Raw genomic sequence first — 18,290 nt, 5'->3', positions numbered from 1 at the left:
AAAGAGTCATTGAGCGATTCGATAAGCGATCAAGTAAGCGAGGACATAATGGATAATAGAGATATAAGAGAGATTGTTGTTGCAGGTGGCTGTTTTTGGGGTGTTGAGGAGTATTATAAGCGCCTTAAAGGGGTTATCTCCACAGAAGTAGGATATGCGCAAGGTATTACTGACAATCCTAGTTACGAAGAGGTTTGCACCATGACCACTGATCATGCTGAAGTGGTAAAGGTCATATATGATACCGATATTATCTCTTTAGAGAAGATCTTAGAGCACCTTTTCCGAATGATTGACCCACTTTCTCTCAATCAACAAGGAGGAGATGTAGGAACACAATATCGTACGGGAGTCTACTATAGCGATCGAAACGATCTTCCCACAATCAAGGCTTTTATCTCCAAGGAGCAACAAGCTTATAGTGCACCTATTGCCGTAGAAGTAGAGCCTTTAAGATCCTTCTGGAGTGCAGAAGAGATGCATCAAGATTACTTAGAGAAGAATCCTCGCGGTTATTGCCATATCAATTTCGCGCTTATCAAGCCCAATGAATTGAAATAGTCACAATAACGTTATTGAGAGTAATCATAATATTGATCGGATTAACGCTACCAAATAGTGATCAATACCTATCAAAAGAAGGAGATAGAGTATCTTCTTCTTTTTTTATTCTTACTATTTTCACCCCATTTATAACGCTTTTAGGATAGCGCTTTTAAGGCTTTTTGGCTCAATATTTATCCATCCTTAAGAGAGAGAATATTACCTGACTTTAATCAGATAATGATCACTTAGAGACTCCCTCCTGCTCTATTTGCGGTAAAATCAGGCAACTTATTGTGAACTTATTTCATCTAAGATCACCGTAACAAGTAAGATTCATCAAGTATCAAAGATCTCCAGAAGAGAGAGCAATAGATAATGGAAATAGTAGGAGGGGTTTATGGAACTTAAGGTAGATAACCAGACGGTTTTTCACTTATATCAAGAGATCGGCAAGAGCAGCTCCTTTTCGAAGGTTGCCCTCTTTAACTGTGCCGGTGATATTGAACTCAATGATGATAAAGTGGAAAAATTTCTACCTAAAGCTGAGATCACCGCGCTCTTTGAGAGGCTCCAAAATCTTGGTGTTGAAGCACTTCTCAACTATCGACTCTATCTCTATCGAAAGCAATATGGAGAGGCAGTACCACTCCTTAAAGTAGCAGATGTTCAATATCAAGCAACTCACAACGACAATGAAGAATCGGCAGAGAGCGAAATCATCAGTCGAGCGTTACAACATATTATCGACTTTAATCTCTATCAGATGATTCTCGATGATTCCTCCCATGCAACATTTAATATCTTAAGAGAGACACTCTTTACAATAGAAGATTACTGTCTACAGATCGAGCATACCATCTCCCTCCGCACTACTCCTTCTAATAAAAATGGATCAAAAAAAGATGAGTTACAACTCAAATTGATCGAAGATGAGAAGATGATGCGCCGATACTATGATGAGCTCCACCTCATTACCGATCTTGCGATCAAAGAGCTCAAAAAACGCTCCTAATCGCCGATAATTACATAATTAGTATGTTCCCGACATCGAAGATGCTCATCTCTGGGGGCATGTAATGGTGAAAAGAACGAAATAGTCGGCTCCCGCCACTCGAAAGACGCTCTTAAGAATGATTAATTAAAATAAGAGGAGCCGTGGAGTTGTCGGAGATTACCATCGCACTCTTCCATAAACTGCATGCCGGCAAGTGGCAATTCTTAATTACCACCGAATGAAGATCTTTTACTATTAATTACATGCCGGCAGATATGGCTCCTTTAGAGTGGGAAAAGGAGCGGAATAAAGGTCACGGCAATCAACATTACAATAATCACGAAAGGAACACCGATCTTGATAAAGTCGGCAAAACTATATTTTCCCGGCGCAACAACTAATGTATTGACCGGCGATGAAACCGGCGTCATAAATGCCGCTGAAGCCGCTATTGCGACCGCCATCGCAAAAGGATAAGGCGAGACCTCTAATACCGTAGCGGTCTGAATAGCTATCGGCGCTAAAAGTACCGCTGTTGCTGTATTGGAGATAAAGAGCCCGATAACAGCGGTAAAACCAAAGAGCATCGCTAAAATCACCCTTGGACTGGCATCACCACTTGCCTCTAAAAGATATTTTACCGCTAGATCAACACCGCCCGTATTTTGTAATGCTACCGCAAAAGGGAACATCCCCACAATTAAGATAATGCTCTGCCAATGAATCGATTTATAGGCACTATCCATCGTGATACAACCAAATGCTCCCATCAAAAGCGCCCCAAAGATCGCAATCAAGACATTCGGGAAGATGCCTGAAATCATCAATCCAATTGTAACTAAAAGCGCAATAATGGCATAAGGCGCCCGATCCATTGCCGGCGCAACCTCATCAACCTCTGCCGGAATCGTTAAGACAACAAAATCATTTTTCATCGTCTGCAACTGTCGAATCGCTCGCCACATACCGAAAACAAGAAGTATATCTCCCCGCTTTAACTTCTCATTGAGTAGCTCATTTTCTAAAACCTCTCCTTGACGCTTAATCCCCATCACATTTAATCCAAATTTCGATCTAAAGGTATTCTCTAGAACCGTTTTATCGATCAGTTTTGAATCGGGGTGAATGGCGACCTCAACCATTCCGATCTCTCGTGAATGCTCATTGAAGTAACTACTCATCAGAGGGAGAGAGACAAGATTAAATTGTTGGAGAAAGAAATCAACCTTTTCAGGATAGAAAAAGTCAAAAAGCAGAACGTCATTCTCCTGAATAACACGGTCAGGAACACCATCGAGGACTACATTTCGAAGACGGTTAAGCCGGCGCTCTACCGCAATAATATTAGCCCCATGCGCCTCTCGAAGATTGAGCTCCGTTAAGCGCTTACCAATCATCGGCGATCCTTTACCCACCTGAGCACGATAATTTCTTCCTTTAAGCTTATATTCACTCGCTAAATCATCAAAATTGATGCGAGTTTTCCCCCGATTTTGAGGGATATCCTCCTGCTTTTTTCCTAAAAATCGACGCGCAAAGAGCATATAGAAGATGCCTACAACTAAGATGATCAATCCGATCGGCGTAAAGGAGAAAAACTCAAATGCCTTATTGCCGGCAAGCTCTAATTGGGCTGAAACCACAAGGTTGGGCGCTGTTGCAACTAAGGTTAACATCCCACTGATCAGGCCCGCGAAACTAAGCGGCATCATCAATCTTCGAGTATCTGCCTTCATCTTTGCGGCAACACTCAACACAATCGGAATAAAGATCGCCACAATACCGGTCGAGCTCATCACAGAACCTAGTAGCGCAACAGAGAGCATCAAGAGGACAATTAATCGCGTCTCGCTATTCTTCGATTGCTTCATCAACCAATCCCCGACCCTAAATGCAACGCCGGTTCGAACTAATCCATCACCAATAATAAAGAAAACCGCAACAATGATGACGCTACTATCACTAAATCCCGCTAATGCCTGATCTAAAGTGACACTTCCTGTTAAAGGAAGCGCTAATAATGCACATACCGCAACCACATCCATTCGTGGTTTATTGATCATAAAGGCCACAATAGCGATAAAGAGAAGTGCGAGGACAATGAGAAGTTCTTGATTCATATTACATCTATATTTCCCAATTAATGAGGAGGTGAAAGTAAAAATTAACGCAAAAGTTAACGTGACAACTAAAGTAAAAACTAAAGTAAAAACTAAAGTAAAAATACTAAGATAAAACTAAACAGACCAAAGAGACTAATAAGCAAATAGGCAAACAGGCAAACAGGCAAACAGGCATAAAAAATAACCCAATAAAAATCGATAATCAATCATTAAACCACGATAAAATATGACCGATAAAATTGCTGCAATAAAGACTCCTAAAAAAGATCCCTAAAAGCAATGAGTGCATAATAGGGATAATAAAAAATAACTCAATAAAATGGAGGTATAATCACCCCCATTTTCGATAGTATTTATTGATCTATCTTCTCTCTCTTATTTAAAAAGCGTATCAGAAGCATTTAAAAGGGAGAAATCACATTAAAAAGAGGCAGATCGTCGTGGTCAATTATAGTAATGAGAACTCTATTTATGGATGGCGACTCATTATGACGAGTGCTCTTAAGATCACGATATCAAAAGATTCTTCTCCCTTAACGAATCAAACGACTAATCTCTTTAAATTTAGCATCTTCTGCGCTCTCTAAAAGCTCAAAGAGTACCATCTCGACACTCGTTAAATTTGCACCTAACTGAATCATCTTATTGAGTCCTAATTCAATATTAGGCTCAACTCTTGAGGCGACTGCATCAGAGACGACTTCCACCTCTCGATCTAACAACAATAGATCCCGAACGGTCTGATAGACACAGACATGCGTCTCAATACCGGCAACAACAAAGTGTGCTTCCGGTTGCTGCTCTAATATTGCTTGAAATTGGGGATGAGGAACACCACTGAAGGTCATCTTCTCTAAAGGAGAGATCTCTGCCGCTTGCAACAAAGCTTTAAGAGAGGGAACGGTAGGTCCTAAACCCTTGGGATACTGCTCTAACCAGATAATTGGAATATCGAGTATTGTTGCCCCTTCAACTAAAATCTCAAGATTTTTTAGAAGCTTCTCCGATTGATGCATCACCGGTAGTAACTTCTCTTGCACATCCACAAGCACTAAAATGGTCTGATTTCGTACTAACATAAATACTCCTCTATCGATATCTTATCGATACTCTTCTCAATAGTTGTCTCTTTTAGAATAGCCCCTTCTTTCTAAATGTCTATCTAAATATCTACCAAACATCTCTATAAAGAGAACCCTAAGAATAAAAGGTTAAAAAGAGAATAACAAGAGAATAAAAAAGGTCACTACCGATGATAGTGACCTTCAATAACAATAGATAGTGCGGATTTTTTCAGAGCAATCTCTTTACATTAATCTCTTTATATAAGCATGCCGAACTCTTTTGGCAAACTGTAGAGAGAATCTGGTAAAGCTCAGCTTTTTAGCGCTGTTTAAACGCCATTATTGTGTATCTGCTGCCTTTTCCTGCTCAGCTTCCGCTTTTCTTGCTCTTCGACCTTTCGCCATCTCCACCTCTTTATGGTAATGCGCCTCAAGTCCCTCTTCCGCAATATAGTAATTAACCTCTTCGATCGGCTCTTGGTGATCCTGATAGAGCATAATAAAAGGCATACTGACCATATAGATAAAGACCGCGACAAGCGCTGCAATGACAAAATAGATCCACTTATGCATTTTTTTAACCTTTCTATTCACTTTTGCTAATAAATACCGGCTTAATTTTAAGGGATCAATTATACGCTAAAAGAAGAATATCTGTCAGCTTCTATTCCATTTCCCCTATCTCTGCCATCTATTTAGTCCTACCTCGATCCAAGGAGTGGTCTCTCTAAGAGTCGCCTGAAGAAATCTCTTTTGTTGCTTGCTTCATTTGTCGAATAAAATCGGCAAGTTTCTCCAACATCAGTGTCTCATTATCGAGATTTTCACGAATAATTTGGGTAACTGCTGAACCACTAATCACTCCGGCAACGCCTTGCTCTAAATAGTAACGCGCCTGCGCTGGCGTAGAGATCCCAAATCCTTGCACAATAGGTGCTGCTTTCGCAGCTTTTAAGCGAGCAATATTATGTTGAAGATCATCGCTATCTACCGATGTTGAAGCTTGATCAATGCCGGTAACACCCGCACGAGAAACAAGGTAGGTATAGCCTCTTCCCTCTTCGGCGATGCCGGCAATCGCCTCATCAGTAGCATCGGGCGGACAGATAAAGATTGGCGCTATACCTTGCGCTTTTGCAATAACATTAAAGGGGGCTGACTCTCTTAGCGGCAGATCGGCCACAAGAACAGAATCGATCCCAATCTCCTTGCAGCGACGATAGAAGGCTTCAACACCATATGCATAGATAAGATTGGTATACATCAATAAACCGATCGGCAATTGAGGGGATGCTTCCCGCACCTCAGAGAGAAGAGAGAAAGCGCTCTCAATCGTTGCTCCATTCTCTAATGCTCGTAAAACGGCACCTTGGATCTCAGGCCCATCGGCTAGGGGATCGGAAAAAGGAATACTCACCTCTAATGCATCTGCCCCTGATGCCACCAATGTAGATAATATTTTCGCCGAGAGCGCTCTATTGGGGTCCCCTAATACAACAAATGGGATAAAAGCCCCCTCTTTTTTTGCACTCAATTGGGTAAATAGTTGCTGATATCGCGCCATTTTATGCTCTCCCTTCTAAAATTTTATGAACTGTAAAGATATCCTTATCCCCGCGGCCTGAAAGATTCACCACTAATAACTGCTCCTTCTCCGGCTCTGCAGCGATCATCTTTAAGGCATAGGCGAGTGCATGGGAAGATTCTAAGGCGGGAATAATCCCCTCTCGTTTTGCTAATTGTTGAAATGCATCGAGCGCCTCTTCATCCGTTACTGAGTGATATTCTGCCCGACCAATATCATGAAGGTGAACATGCTGAGGCCCGACAGAAGGAAAATCGAGTCCTGCAGAGATCGAATATGAGCCTTTGATCTGCCCCTCTTCACTCTGCATAAGATGAGACTTCATTCCAAAGTAGATTCCCGGCGTTCCATGCTTTAATGAGGCGCCATGCTGACCACTCTCAATCCCTTTTCCGGCAGGTTCAACACCGATTAGACGTACTGAAGCATCGGGAATAAACTCGGTAAACATGCCGATCGCATTAGAACCACCACCGATACAAGCTAAAACAGCATCAGGTAGACGCCCTTCTCTTGCTAAAATCTCCGCTTTAGTCTCTTCGCCAATCATCTTCTGAAACTCTCTGACGATAGTTGGAAAAGGATGGGGGCCCGCGGCTGTTCCCAAAAGATAGTGAGTTGTTTTATAACTAGCAGACCAATCTCTCAATGCCTCATTACAAGCATCTTTTAGTGTGCCCGAACCACTTGAAACAGGAATAATCTCTGCTCCCATCAACTCCATTCGAAACACATTTGGCGATTGTCGCTCGATATCTTTAGCGCCCATATAGATTCGGCACTTCATATTTAAGAGCGCACAGGCTAATGCAGTTGCAACACCATGTTGCCCGGCACCTGTCTCAGCGATAATTTCACTCTTTCCCATCCGTTTTGCCAATAGCGCCTGCCCTAAGACCTGATTTGTCTTATGCGCTCCACCATGGAGTAGATCCTCTCTTTTGAGATAGAGTTTGCTTTTTGTACCTGCCGTTAAGTTACGACAAAGCGTTAATGCGGTTGGTCGACCGGCATAATTTTTAAGAAGATCCATAAATTCCCGCTGAAATTCCGGATCATCCTGCGCTTTGATAAACTCCGCTTCCAATTGATCGAGGGCGGGAATCAGTAATTCCGGTACATATTGCCCACCAAACTCCCCAAAATAGGGATCTAACTTTCTCATGCTACGCTCCTAATTTATTCTATGTTTTCTATCTATTGTCTATATGTTTTCTATATCTGTATCTGTCTAGATCTATCAATTCTGTTCTGACCCATTTATCTGACCTGCCCGACCTATCTGATCTATCTACTCTGATCCACCCCACATTTAATGGGCCACTCACCTATAGATCCTCACACTCATCACTCTATCCGCGATTGACGTACAACTTTAATTGGCTGCTTATGTTGGGCGATGAGTTGGAAGATCTCCTGCAACTTTTTAACATCTTTCTTTCCCGGCTGCGCTTCAACACCCGAGTTAAGATCGACCCCTAATGGATGAAAAGAGAGCGCATCGACAATATTATGATGATCGAGACCGCCGGCTAAGAAGAGATTAGAGAGATCAGCTCCTTCCAGAATAGTCCAATCGAAAGGTTCTCCACTTCCTCCTTTTTTACCATCTAAGAGATAGTGATCTACCCCTTGATAAGCAAGAAAAGGTAGCTGTTTTTCCTCCTTTTGAATATTGATTGCTTTAATAATCTTGATATGACTCGGCAATTTTGCACGCAGCTCATCAATATAGTGTTGAGGTTCATTACCGTGGAGCTGAATTGCTGAAAGTCCAACCTCTTCTGCAATAAAGAGAATTGCCTCAATATCATCATTCTGAAAAACACCGATATACTCTAAAGGGACTGCACGAGTAATCTCCTTTGCTTGACGATAAGTCACCCCACGAGGACTTGTAAGAATAAAGATCAATCCACCATATTGAGCCCCGGCATCATAAGCCGCTTGCGCATCCTCAATAGAGGTTAAGCCACAAACTTTATCTCCCCCCACTAATAGCTGATGCAATGCACGATCAAGATCACTACTTCCCATAAGATGACTTCCAATTAAGAAACCATCTACCAATTGGGAAAGCTTGCGAATATCGTGATAGTGACGAATACCTGACTCACTAATCACAATCTGCTCTGCCGGCATCAATGCACGTAATCGCTCACTTTTACCAAGATCGATCGAAAGATCACGCAGATCACGATTATTGATACCAATCACTCTAGCTCGTAATTTTAGCGCTCGGCGGACCTCCTCCTCATCATTGACCTCTGTTAAAACGCCCATTCCTAAAGTATGCGCAATATTGGCAAGATAACGATACTCATCATCTCGAAGCACCGAGAGCATTAAGAGAACAGCATCTGCTCCATAATGGCGTGCTAAATAGATCTGATAGGCATCAACGATAAAATCCTTACAGAGAATCGGTAGATCAGATGCGGCCTTTGCTAGCGCTAAGTTCGCAAAATCACCCCCAAAGTATTGAGGCTCTGTTAAGACGGAGATCGCTGTTGCATAAGCATTATAAGATTGAACAATCGCAGGGAGATCAAACGTTTCACAGATCAATCCTTTTGAGGGAGAAGAGCGCTTACACTCCAAAATATAGGCGGGAAGATCTTCTGCTCTGCGGGCTTCTATCGCTTGATAAAAATCTCGATCACTAGGGGTTAAATCTGCCTCAAATTGCGCTAATGGCATCTCTTGTGATAATTGCGCAATCGCCTCACGTCTTGTTTTTACAATCTTCCCTAATACCGTATCACTCATCTTGTTCCTCTCTATTATTCTCAATTCACTCTTTCAAGCGATCATCTTAAGTCAGTTTTTAAATCAATTTGTTAGATCAACTTTTTCAGTTTAATGTTGTTTATTATTGTTTAATCTTGTTTAGTGTTATTTAGTGCTACATCTAGAATCTGATAGCAATGACTTACAGCGCTATTTATGCCAAGCGTTGAATGCCTTGCGTTGAGGTGATGATCTCACCGGTTTGTGTGAACTGATTACCGGTCATCTTCTCTAAAAGCGCTAGCGCTCTTCGCTCATCGATTGCAGTTAAGGCATTTTCAGCATTCTCTTTTAAATTCTCATAACCAAAGAGCTTGAGAAGAAGCGCCACATTGATAGCAACAGCATGACGATGCGCTTCAGGAGCTGCTCCATGCAACATTGTTAAAAGAGTCTTACGATTCTCTAAGGCATCTCCCCCACGAATGGCAGAGAGAGGATGCTCATTTAAACCAAAATCTGCGGGAGTGAGCGAGTAGGTCTCAATCAATCCATCACGAAGTTCTGTTACCTTGGTCGGCGCATGAAGTGCTGCTTCATCCATACCACCACCGTGAACAACTAAAACATGCTCATACCCCAAAAGTTTTGCCGTCTCTGCCATCAGCTCCGTTAAGTCAGCATGATATACCCCCATTACGGCTCGCTTAGGACGTGCGGGATTTGTTAATGGCCCTAAAAGATTGAATATTGTACGTGTTTTTAATTCGCCTCTTGTCTTCGCCGCATACTTAAAGCCACCATGATAGTGGGGAGCAAAGAGGAAAGTGATGCGCGCTTGATCTAATGCAGTGCGTGCCTCTTCAGGACTCTTATAGAGATCTACTCCTAACGCCTGTAATAGATCAGAGGAACCGGTTAAGCTAGAGACACTACGATTTCCATGTTTTGCAACGATTGCACCACAACTTGCACCCACTAGAGCACTTGCTGTTGAGATATTGACGGTATTAAGGCCATCACCGCCGGTTCCGACAATATCGGCAAAGGGATAATCGGGAGTATCAAAATATTTTGCTTCACTTAAGAAGGCGCTAGCAGCTCCGGCAACTTCAGCAGGAGTTTCACCTCGTAACTTCATCGAGATTAATGCGGCTCCCAAAAGTGCCTCGCTCACTTCACCTCTTACAATGGCACTAAAGAGTTGATGGCTCTCCTCTTGAGATAATCTCTCACCACTATAGAGTCTTTGAAAAATCGGTTTTAATGAAGTATTCGTTCTATCTGTCATGGTTTTATCCTATCGTTATCGCGTTAAAATCTGATCTCTTAAACTTCTGCTTGCATCTACTGTTTTATCAACTGCACTGATTACTAATATTTCAGCTGCGGATCTTATTGCGATTTCTCTAGGCATAAAAAAACCCGCAGCGTGTGCGGGTTATTCTGATCTCTGGCTAAAAGCTTCTATCTTTCTCTTAGGCACACAGATACCTCCCGCAATTGCGAGCTGTGCCACCAATAGTTATAGAAAAAGTTTTGTCCAAACATCTGTATAAATTCCTCTTTTATATTTGAAGTTACACTGCATCTCTAGCTGATTCAGCGATTAGTCTTTTTAGTACTTTTTGTACTTTTTGTACTTTTTGTACTTTTTGTACTTTTAATACATTTATTGCGCTTTGCAGATAACTCTTTATTTTTGATTCCTTTAAAGTTATAGAATGGTTTTTGATAATTGTCAAACCTTTTTAAGAGATGCATCATAAAAACGATTCCTCTTCCCTCTCCGACCCCCCAAAAAAAACGCCTCAAAAGAGAACAACCTCTTCATAAGAGCGATAACATATTGATAAAATCTTGATAGGATGCTGCTTGAGATCTTGACACCTCTTAAGAAAAGATGAGCGACATGAGTGACATCTCAATAGAACAGAATCAATCTTTAAGCTGAGACGCTTCCACCGCTTCTGAAGAACAGAGATTAATCACAACATATTCAGACCGGGTTCCTACCCTAAATTTCCCGCCCCAGACACCTAAGCCGGAGCTAATTAGAAAATGATCCTTTCCAAAAGTGCTCAAGCCTGAAGAGATCTTATGGAGATAATCTGTTGCATACATATAGGGCCAAACCTGCCCATCATGGGTATGACCTGAAAGTTGTAAAAAGGGGCCTGCATTCTGCCTTGATCTGACTCTTCCGACAATATCTCCTGGTTGATGATCTAAGATAATCAAAGGGCGAGAGGAATCTATTTGATCAACCTTCTCTAATAGCGATAAGAGAGAAGCACGCTGACGATTCATCTTATCATCACGCCCCATCAGAAGAATACCTTCCGGCAACTCGATTACCTCATCGCGTAGAAGCGTTATCCCACTTTTAGCAAAGAAAGGGATACTCTGCTCCACACCGGCAATATACTCATGATTGCCTAAAACAGCATAGACGCCTTGAGTTACCGATAGCTCTGCTAAGATCTGCGCCATCTGCTCATCGTAGAGGGGTCTAAGATCATTATCGATCAGATCGCCGGCAATAAAGAGATAATCTGCCGCCTCCTCATTTAACATCGCCACCCAACGCTTTAACTCATCACCTTGAATGGTATGACCTAAATGGAGATCACTTACCATAATGATCTTAATAGGATGAATAGAATCGATCTCTCCGCCCTTTTCCGGCAAGCGACACGCTGTTTCATCGATCACTTGTAGATTCTCTAAATTGAAGAAATATTCTCGGCGTGCTTTCTCTTCATACACCCTGTTACCTATCGTAAAAAAGATAAGATAAAAGAGTGCGAGCGTGAGAAACAACTTACCATTGCCAAGACGAAAAGCCTCTATTTTCTCCGGTGCGATCCAGCGACCCAAACGGTTGAGAAGTCGAAAGAGATCTAAACTAAGAACGGGGATAAGAAAGTAGATTAACCCCACCATCCATGTTGCCCCAACAAGATAGAGTGGCCGAACAATTTCACCCGGAAGTGAGCGCCCGAAAAGAAGAACTAACGGCATACTAACCGTTAAGAGTAATGCTGCAATCGCTCCCAATATTTTAATGATACGGCGCTGCGGCAACAGCTGATAGTAACGCCACAGAATATAGCCCTGTATCGAGAGATAGAGCACCATAATGACTGCAAAGATCATCAATTCTTAACCCTTTAACGTTGTGGTTTTGCTGGAATCCGTGGCATTGCCCGTTTATGGTGCGAACGCTCATGCCAATAGCGAATCCGTTCAAGCTCTGCTTCTGTAACACTCTCCCCTCTTAAATGGCGATTGAGTGCTTGGTAAGTTACTCCCATCTCATCTTCATCGGTCTGCGCTTCCCACAATCCGGCAGAAGGCTTTTTATCAATAATTTTTTGTGGAACACCTAACCTCTCTGCTATTTGAAAAATCTCCTCTTTATCGAGATGAATAAGTGGCGCAATATCAACACCACCGTCGCCAAACTTTGTAAAATAACCGGTATACCACTCAACAGCGTTATCTGTTCCTACCACAACACCATTTTGGGTCTGCGCGATAAGATAGAGGGTTGTCATGCGTAATCTTGCGCTACTATTACCAGAAATCACCCGGTCTTTGGCTAAATCTCCCGTATGATTGTAATTATTTCCCACCGCTTGCATCAGTTGATTATGGGTCTCTGTTAAATCGACAATATGGTAAGGGAGCCCTGATTCTGTCATCACCAATTTTGCATCATGAAGGTCATCTGGATGGCTATGTGAGGGCATCATCACCCCTAATGAACGATCTGCAAAGCGGCGCTTTAAGAGAAAAGCAATCACGGCAGAGTCGACGCCACCACTAACACCGAAGATAAAATTTTCAGCCTGACGATAATGAAGCTCCGCCTCTAACCAATTCTCTAATTCAATAATATAATTTTCTAAATATTTCATAATCGATCTCTTTTTCTCATCAAAGATAGGGGAAATAAACAGTAGCTGCGGGCAATGATTATCTCTCAACTACTATTTAGCCAGCATCTACTAGCAACTCATTGGTGAATCGCTAAAAACTCACGCTAACCCTTTAACCTATCTATACTCTTTATAATATTGTGCTCTTTATAATGTCTCTATTCTTCGTAAAATGGCAACATCAATCGGCAACATTATCATTGCAAAAGAGCGCGATATCCCTATCACGCTCTTACGGTTACACATATTCTATAATTTTATAAGCGAAGATCTTTCCCCTCTTAGGAGTGAATCTCATTATCGCCATAGAAGACCTGCTCAAGACGTGGATTAGGGCGATAGCGTCGTCCAGCCTTCGCCTGCTCTTTTCCATCTAGCAGTACATTATCACCTGTAAAACTAATATTCACTTTTAAGAGGCTCGACCCAACGCCGTAGAAATCAACGGGGGTATTCTTCTTCTCAAATTCAGCGATCTTTTCAGCATTAAAACCACCACTGACCACAATCTTCACATTATTAAATCCTTCTCGATCCAGGGCATCTCTAAGGGCAAAGATCAACGTAGGATTAGTTCCGCGAGGATCAAACGTCCCTAATTGATCCTGGTGACGCATAAAGTATTGATCCACCATTGTATTTGAGGTATCGACCCGTACTGCTGAAAGCTTATCACCAAAGTGACGCGCAACTTTCAATGACTCTTCAACTGCATCATTATTATAATCGACTAAAACCATCAATTTATCTTCAGGAAAGATCTCATGGTAAGCTTTTGCCGCTGCTAAGGTATCACCATTGAAGAGCTGGATAAGTGCATGTGGCATTGTGCCTAAACCCTCAATTCCCCACCACTCATTCATCGCATGGGTCGCTTGTGCCGTTGAGCCGCCGATAAAGGCTGCATAACCATCTCCCGCTTGTTGGCTAAAATGATCATCACGATCGCCCATAAAGATAATCTCTTTATCGCCGGCAGCTTCTACTACTTCTAACACATGTGTTGCTACCGAGGTGCGACGCGCTAAGATGCCATCGATAATACCTTCAAGAAAACCAAAATTTTGGTAGCGACCAGTAATGGTTAAGACAGTTTCATAAGCATCGATACGATCACCATCATTGAGCGCCCAAATTTCAAGCTCCTCAGGATGATTTGCAAAAGCATGAAGAAGTGAGATCGCTTCATCAATGCCGCATAACACAGCACCATTTTTACGTTGGAAAAACTGCATCGTCACAATCTTATCGGGCGCACATTGACGCGCTATCTCCGCTGTTTTTAAGAAGTAGACTGCGGAAAACCAACCCTCGCCGACACGCTTATCAAACTTGAATGTTTTATTGGTCAATCGCTTAATCTTGCCGCGATGCTTTAACTCATACTCTTTAATATCGTTTGCTATTGTTGTTGCTGTCATCTTTTGCGTCTCATACCCTTCTCTCGTGGAAGAAGATAGTTAATATCGTAGAAAGAAGTACTATAACAAGGATTGATCAATATTTTCAATGATTCTTCCCTATTTCATCCAATCCCTTGATAAGGAAACGAGAAGTCTTAATGCAGATCTATTAGGGAGAGATCAGAGGGATCTTGAGAGAAGATCTATTGAGATGAGTAGAGGCAGAGTAATGTTAACTAGACAACTCAACCATATAACTTGCCTAGATAACTCACCTAAACAACATACCTAAATAACTTAATCAGATGCCGGCAACCATAAATTGAGCGCAATAAAAAAACCGAAGTTGTAATCACTTCGGTTTCTAATCTGGCTCCTCGACCTGGGCTCGAACCAGGGACCCCTTGATTAACAGTCAAGTGCTACTACCAACTGAGCTATCGAGGATTAGAGATTAAGCATTATAATCATTTTTTAAGACAAAGCAACCCTTTTTCATCTCTTTTAGCTAAATTTATTGCGCTATTTTTAGCCTCTGCTTTTAATCCTCTTCAACTCGCTTCAATTTCCTTTAACATCTTTATAGATAGAAGGATAGGCTCAAAAAGGAGAGGATAAAAACAAAAAAGAAAAAATAAAGAAAAACCGAAGTTATAGTAACTTCGGTTTCTTGTGTGGCTCCTCGACCTGGGCTCGAACCAGGGACCCCTTGATTAACAGTCAAGTGCTACTACCAACTGAGCTATCGAGGATTAACTTTGATGTATTATAGAGATCTTTCTCCAGATAGCAAGTCAAAAAAATGATTCGTCTACTTTTAATACACTCACTAATAGATCAACTAATACACTGCGGCCGACTCCGGTAAAGAGTCGACTCCCTTTTTGCTTAACGAAGCTTCTCTAAGCGAGAGACATCTCTTACAGCACCAAACGCAGCTGAAGTAGCTAAAGCACCATAAACTTTTAGCGCATTAGAGACTTTACGAGGACGCTCTTTTGCCGGCACAAAGCCCTTTTCTCGTTGCGCTGCCATCCGCTCTTCTAATACCTCTTCAGCAACATTGAGGTGAATAGAACGATTGGGGATATCGATGATAATCTCATCACCATTTTCTACAACCGCAATTAACCCACCATCTGCCGCCTCAGGTGAGACGTGACCGATAGAGAGTCCCGAAGTTCCACCAGAGAAGCGTCCATCCGTTAGAAGCGCACACTCAGCATCGATCTTCTTACTCTTAAGATATGAAGTAGGATAGAGCATCTCTTGCATGCCTGGCCCCCCTTTAGGTCCTTCATAACGGATAATCACCACCTCCCACGGCTTAACTTCATCGCCTAAGATGCCGGCAACAGCTGCATCTTGACTCTCGTAAACACGCGCCTTACCCGTAAATTTAAGGATTGAGGCATCAACTCCAGCAGTTTTTACAATACACCCATCTGTCGCCAAGTTTCCGTAGAGAATTGCAATTCCACCATCTTGACTGTAAGCGTGTTCAATATCACGAATACAACCAGATTGACGATCAAGATCGAGCGTCTCAAAATGGCGATCTTGAGAGAAAGCTTCTGTCGTTCTAACGCCACCAGGAGCAGCTTTATAAAATTCATGGTGCTTCTCTGAACGGCAGATATCCCACTCATCAAGCCCCTCTTTAAGACTCTTATGTACAACTGTTGGCTGCTGATTATGAATCAAGCCGGCACGATCGAGCTCTCCTAAAATTCCATAGATTCCACCGGCACGATGAACATCTTCCATATGGTAAAGATTCGTTGAAGGAGAGACTTTAGAGAGATGCGGCACTTTACGAGAAAGGCGATCAATATCCTTCATTGTAAAATCAACTTTTGCTTCATGAGCAGCCGCTAATAGATGGAGAACGGTATTTGTTGAACCTCCCATTGCAATATCGAGCATCATTGCATTTTCAAACGCATCAAAATTGACAATAGAACGGGGTAATACTGCTTCATTACCATTAATGTAATGATCTTTAGTAATCTTAACGATTGTTCTTGCGGCTTCTAAAAAGAGCTCTTTTCGACGCGCATGTGTTGCTAATAGTGAGCCATTTCCAGGAAGTGCTAAACCTAAAGCCTCTGTTAAACAGTTCATTGAGTTTGCCGTGAACATCCCGGAACAAGAACCACAAGTCGGGCAAGCAGCGCTCTCAATGGCAGAGACCTTCTCATCTGCTGCATCATCACTTGCTGCCATCACCATCGCATCAACGAGATCGAGTTTCATCGATTCGCCATCCCAAGAGATTTTACCGGCTTCCATCGGGCCTCCCGAGACAAAAATTGTAGGAATATTGAGACGAAGCGCCGCCATCAACATTCCGGGAGTAATTTTATCACAGTTAGAGATACAGATAAGCGCATCGGCACAGTGAGCATTAACCATATACTCTACCGAATCTGCAATAAGATCCCGACTAGGCAAGGAGTAGAGCATCCCATCATGGCCCATAGCGATACCATCATCGACCGCAATCGTATTGAACTCTTTTGCAACACCTCCTGCAGCCTCAATCTCTCTTGCAACCATCTGCCCGAGATCTTTTAGATGGACATGTCCCGGCACAAATTGGGTAAATGAGTTTGCCACGGCAATAATCGGCTTTTTAAAATCTTCATCCGTCATGCCTGTCGCACGCCATAATGAGCGCGCACCTGCCATATTTCGTCCCTGAGTTGATGTGTGTGAACGATACTTTGGATCTTGAACCATCTCTATTCCTCTATTCTCCATAATATTTTTTCTCTGACTACCCCGCTAAAAGTAGCATATTTAATAATCTAAGTGTAATGCTGAAAGGTGAACACTCATATCACACTTATATAACGCTTATATAACGCTTATGACACTTGTGACTTGTGACACATGTGACACTCAATATGCAGGCTTAAAGGGCGATTAAAATCAGCTATTCTGCTTACATTCTTACATTATTTTACTTATAAACCTAACTCTCAAATTACTAACCTAGCGATAAAACTGATAACGCATTAAAGCGCCTATCAAATAAAAATAAGCCATTGATTACACTAAGCTATCGTTACACGACTTTTTGGTTAGTAAAATGATTCATAGACACTGATCAATTCTGATTAATTCTAATTGACGCTGATTAATCCTGATTGGGTCCTGATTGTGATCTGATTGATCTCTCTATCTGATTTTAGATGGGGTACATCATTCTAACTATCGATACAACAGGGGTACATTGCTCGATTTTAACAGCACTCTTTAACAGCGCTCGTTTGCGAGATCTCTTTTAATCATTATAGAGTAAAACTATCACTAACTTGCCGGAAAATAAATACCCTAGACTGAAATGATCCCCAATCCCCATCTATTACGATCTCGGTTCCCCAAAGATTAGAGCGATTGCAACAATCCTTTAAGAGATAAATTGGCCATCAATATATTTCAAAATACCACTACTATCCTTGATAAAGTGGCTCTTCTCACACATTTTATAGACCTGATGATTCTCCCGGTAACGCGCCTCAAAGGTGACATAATATTCATCACAATGCTCTCCTTGTGTCGCTTCAATAATTTTTAGATAAAACCATTGTTGCTCCGGCGAGAGCGTTAAGCTCTCAGGACGGGTCTCTTCATGCCAGCTACTTAAAAGATATACCTCTAAACCTAAGACAAAAGCACTATAACGAGATCGCATCACTGCTTCTCCATTTCGGGGATGCTCTCCTAAATGAAGGGGCTCACAACATTGAGCATATGCCTCTCCGCTCTGGCACGGACAACTTGGCGCTCTTCCCTTCTTAATACGCTTACTATTTATCTTCTCTCTTGTCACGATATCACTCCCTACAATCTCACTCTTTGAGCGCTCTTCTCACCTCAAGAAAAACCCTCCTAA

General features: G+C 42.1%; 14 protein-coding genes and 2 tRNA genes. 2 read left to right on the top strand and 14 right to left on the bottom strand.

The features are described 5' to 3' along the window. Positions 1–48: 48 nt before the first annotated feature. Both msrA and DC077_RS00750 read left to right on the top strand, forming a co-directional pair. Positions 49–561, top strand: coding sequence for a peptide-methionine (S)-S-oxide reductase MsrA (gene msrA / locus DC077_RS00755; RefSeq protein ID WP_275663855.1), 513 nt, complete (start codon positions 49–51; stop codon positions 559–561). A 382-nt stretch (positions 562–943) separates the two neighbouring features. Next, on the top strand, positions 944–1,558 hold the full coding sequence (locus DC077_RS00750) for a hypothetical protein (RefSeq protein ID WP_109217757.1): 615 nt from the start codon (positions 944–946) through the stop codon (positions 1,556–1,558). Between the two features lie 266 nt (positions 1,559–1,824). Here the strand turns inward: DC077_RS00750 and DC077_RS00745 are convergent, their stop codons facing one another. The 14 genes from DC077_RS00745 to DC077_RS00680 all read right to left on the bottom strand — a co-directional run bounded on the left by DC077_RS00745 (position 1,825) and on the right by DC077_RS00680 (position 18,227). Beyond that, positions 1,825–3,660: an SLC13 family permease gene (locus tag DC077_RS00745; protein ID WP_109201413.1), complete on the bottom strand. Its 1,836-nt coding sequence runs from the start codon at positions 3,658–3,660 to the stop codon at positions 1,825–1,827. A gap of 536 nt (positions 3,661–4,196) precedes the next feature. Continuing rightward, positions 4,197–4,742, bottom strand: a complete 546-nt coding sequence (locus DC077_RS00740; protein ID WP_109201412.1) for an isochorismatase family protein — start codon at positions 4,740–4,742, stop codon at positions 4,197–4,199. Between the two features lie 324 nt (positions 4,743–5,066). Beyond that, positions 5,067–5,300, bottom strand: a complete 234-nt coding sequence (locus DC077_RS00735) for a hypothetical protein (protein ID WP_109201411.1) — start codon at positions 5,298–5,300, stop codon at positions 5,067–5,069. A 154-nt stretch (positions 5,301–5,454) separates the two neighbouring features. Next, the gene (gene trpA, locus DC077_RS00730) at positions 5,455–6,291 is read right to left on the bottom strand and encodes a tryptophan synthase subunit alpha (RefSeq protein ID WP_109201410.1); all 837 of its coding nucleotides are present in this window, start codon (positions 6,289–6,291) and stop codon (positions 5,455–5,457) included. A 1-nt stretch (position 6,292) separates the two neighbouring features. Beyond that, positions 6,293–7,477: a tryptophan synthase subunit beta gene (gene trpB / locus DC077_RS00725; protein WP_109201409.1), complete on the bottom strand. Its 1,185-nt coding sequence runs from the start codon at positions 7,475–7,477 to the stop codon at positions 6,293–6,295. Positions 7,478–7,659: 182 nt separating this feature from the next. Continuing rightward, entirely contained in the window at positions 7,660–9,081 is a 1,422-nt protein-coding gene (gene trpCF / locus DC077_RS00720; RefSeq protein WP_094567142.1) for a bifunctional indole-3-glycerol-phosphate synthase TrpC/phosphoribosylanthranilate isomerase TrpF, read from the bottom strand. 175 nt (positions 9,082–9,256) lie between these two features. Then, positions 9,257–10,333, bottom strand: a complete 1,077-nt coding sequence (gene trpD, locus DC077_RS00715; protein WP_109217756.1) for an anthranilate phosphoribosyltransferase — start codon at positions 10,331–10,333, stop codon at positions 9,257–9,259. Between the two features lie 647 nt (positions 10,334–10,980). Further along, a complete protein-coding gene (locus DC077_RS00710; protein WP_109201407.1) occupies positions 10,981–12,201 on the bottom strand; it encodes a metallophosphoesterase in 1,221 nt (406 codons plus the stop codon). Between the two features lie 14 nt (positions 12,202–12,215). Further along, entirely contained in the window at positions 12,216–12,965 is a 750-nt protein-coding gene (nadE, locus tag DC077_RS00705) for an NAD(+) synthase (RefSeq protein WP_109201406.1), read from the bottom strand. 302 nt (positions 12,966–13,267) lie between these two features. Continuing rightward, positions 13,268–14,380: a nicotinate phosphoribosyltransferase gene (locus DC077_RS00700; protein ID WP_109201538.1), complete on the bottom strand. Its 1,113-nt coding sequence runs from the start codon at positions 14,378–14,380 to the stop codon at positions 13,268–13,270. Positions 14,381–14,759: 379 nt separating this feature from the next. Then, a tRNA-Asn gene (locus DC077_RS00695) sits at positions 14,760–14,836 on the bottom strand. Positions 14,837–15,064: 228 nt separating this feature from the next. Beyond that, a tRNA-Asn gene (locus tag DC077_RS00690) sits at positions 15,065–15,141 on the bottom strand. Between the two features lie 136 nt (positions 15,142–15,277). Next, entirely contained in the window at positions 15,278–17,131 is a 1,854-nt protein-coding gene (gene ilvD, locus DC077_RS00685; protein ID WP_109201405.1) for a dihydroxy-acid dehydratase, read from the bottom strand. Positions 17,132–17,804: 673 nt separating this feature from the next. Continuing rightward, positions 17,805–18,227 (bottom strand): YchJ family protein, encoded by a 423-nt coding sequence (locus tag DC077_RS00680; protein ID WP_157953458.1) that lies wholly within the window; start codon positions 18,225–18,227, stop codon positions 17,805–17,807. Positions 18,228–18,290 lie beyond the last annotated feature (63 nt).

This window comes from Ignatzschineria cameli (genome assembly GCF_003121895.1).
Classification (GTDB): Bacteria; Pseudomonadota; Gammaproteobacteria; order Cardiobacteriales; family Wohlfahrtiimonadaceae; genus Ignatzschineria; species Ignatzschineria cameli.
Note: the sequence above shows the minus strand (reverse complement) of the source record. Positions and strands in the feature narration are given on the sequence as shown.

Excerpts from the sequence above, each read along its gene's own strand:
- msrA (WP_275663855.1), top strand. The coding sequence starts at position 49 with ATGGATAATAGAGATATAAGAGAGATTGTTGTTGCAGGTGGCTGTTTT.
- DC077_RS00750 (WP_109217757.1), top strand. The coding sequence starts at position 944 with ATGGAACTTAAGGTAGATAACCAGACGGTTTTTCACTTATATCAAGAG.
- DC077_RS00745 (WP_109201413.1), bottom strand. The coding sequence starts at position 3,660 with ATGAATCAAGAACTTCTCATTGTCCTCGCACTTCTCTTTATCGCTATT.
- DC077_RS00740 (WP_109201412.1), bottom strand. The coding sequence starts at position 4,742 with ATGTTAGTACGAAATCAGACCATTTTAGTGCTTGTGGATGTGCAAGAG.
- DC077_RS00735 (WP_109201411.1), bottom strand. The coding sequence starts at position 5,300 with ATGCATAAGTGGATCTATTTTGTCATTGCAGCGCTTGTCGCGGTCTTT.
- trpA (WP_109201410.1), bottom strand. The coding sequence starts at position 6,291 with ATGGCGCGATATCAGCAACTATTTACCCAATTGAGTGCAAAAAAAGAG.
- trpB (WP_109201409.1), bottom strand. The coding sequence starts at position 7,477 with ATGAGAAAGTTAGATCCCTATTTTGGGGAGTTTGGTGGGCAATATGTA.
- trpCF (WP_094567142.1), bottom strand. The coding sequence starts at position 9,081 with ATGAGTGATACGGTATTAGGGAAGATTGTAAAAACAAGACGTGAGGCG.
- trpD (WP_109217756.1), bottom strand. The coding sequence starts at position 10,333 with ATGACAGATAGAACGAATACTTCATTAAAACCGATTTTTCAAAGACTC.
- DC077_RS00710 (WP_109201407.1), bottom strand. The coding sequence starts at position 12,201 with ATGATCTTTGCAGTCATTATGGTGCTCTATCTCTCGATACAGGGCTAT.
- nadE (WP_109201406.1), bottom strand. The coding sequence starts at position 12,965 with ATGAAATATTTAGAAAATTATATTATTGAATTAGAGAATTGGTTAGAG.
- ilvD (WP_109201405.1), bottom strand. The coding sequence starts at position 17,131 with ATGGTTCAAGATCCAAAGTATCGTTCACACACATCAACTCAGGGACGA.